Genomic DNA, 1,470 nt, shown 5'->3' on the forward strand with positions numbered 1-1,470 from the left:
TCTGTCGTCCCACCCCCCGTCCCCGCACCCCCGCGCCCACCGCGGTGATCATGAAGTTAGCGGCGGTGTTGATCTCCTCGACTGCCGCTAACTTCATGATCAGCGGGGTGGTCGGGGTGTGGTCCGGGGATCTTGGACAGTTGCCGTTCAGTCCGAACGGTAAGTGTCCAAGATCGGCTCGGACGAGGGTTCGTTTCAGGGCCGGATACGCCGCTGGCCGGCACCCCCTGACGGGGTGCCGGCCAGCGTGATTGAGCTTGCTCAGTTGTTCCAGTGCTCGGCGACGAGGTCGGCGGCCTGCTTCTCCCACTGCGCGTAGTGGAAGGGGTAGGCCGAGACCTGCACGGTCTGGGCGGCCTCGGTCAGCGGCATGTCCTGCCACCCGTCGACCTGCTTCAGGCCCTTGAGGAACGCCTTGGTGCTGTACTCGGGGTCGGTGATCTGCTCGACCGTGCCCCAACCCGAGCTCGGGCGCTGCTGGAACAGGCCCTGCGAGTCGTGGTCGTTGCGCTCACCCAGGTGGCCGAGGTTCTCCAGCTTCGACTCCTGCAGCGCGGTCGCGATCGCGACCACGGCAGCCCGCTCGTCCATGTCGGACTTCTTCGTCGCGGCGATGATCGCCTTGACGTTGGCGACCTGCTCGTCGTTGAGGTCGATGCGCGACTGCTTGCCCTGCACACCATGCGGAATCAGCTTCTTGTCGGTCTTGTCGGCCTGCACCACCGCCACCGCCTTGGCCTCGGCCGTCGGCGCGGCGTGAGCCTCGGTGACCGGGCCGGCGAACACGCCACCGGCGAAGGCCAGACCAGCGATACCCAGCACGCTCTTACGCAGAATGGTCGTGTTCATCAGAGATAGCTCCTTCGGGGGTTGGCACCATCGACTGGGGGGTCGAGCGGGTGCAGGCACCACGACGGGGCGCTCAAAATTCACAAAGGGAAAAGTCTTCGTCCGGCAGGTCATCGCGAGCCGGGGGGGCTCGCGGCGCCGGGACCATGTGTAACGACCGGCCACCCACCAACATTCCGGGGGCTCGCACCCCCGGCCGGCCACCTCATCGGGCCAGAGCAGCGGGTGCTGCGATCGTCCAGGTGATGTAACGACCGGCGGCCCGCCATCATTCCGGGGCTCGCCATCCGCCGCCGGCCGCATCATCGGGCCAGGCAGCCGAGGGTTGCTGCTGCGGTCGTCCGGGTGATGTAACGACACCCGCCCGGCCGCCATTCCGCCCCCGGGATGCCGCCGGTCACGGGATCCCGCACCCAGGCGGGCACAATCCGGACACCGTGCCGCACGGACCACCGGCCGAAGCGGACACCCCGCCATAGACCGTCCCGCAGCCCCTCCGCGCCCATTGGCGGGCGCCCGCGTTGGACAGGCACCGGTCCGTCCGCTTGGCGGCAGGCGGGGACGGGTGTCCGCGTACCCGAAGAGGACCTGGCGGGGGCGGGCGGTGGCCTGGGGGCTGTC

The 1,470-nt window shown here is 68.9% G+C and carries 1 protein-coding gene; it reads right to left on the bottom strand.

The annotated features are described in order from the left end of the window. Positions 1 to 261 precede the first annotated feature (261 nt). Positions 262 to 849: a hypothetical protein gene (locus ACSNN7_RS28910; protein ID WP_436684211.1), complete on the bottom strand. Its 588-nt coding sequence runs from the start codon at positions 847 to 849 to the stop codon at positions 262 to 264. Positions 850 to 1,470: the final 621 nt, after the last annotated feature.

Origin of the sequence: Micromonospora sp. URMC 105 (assembly GCF_051386295.1) — a bacterium.
Taxonomy (GTDB): domain Bacteria; phylum Actinomycetota; class Actinomycetes; order Mycobacteriales; family Micromonosporaceae; genus Micromonospora.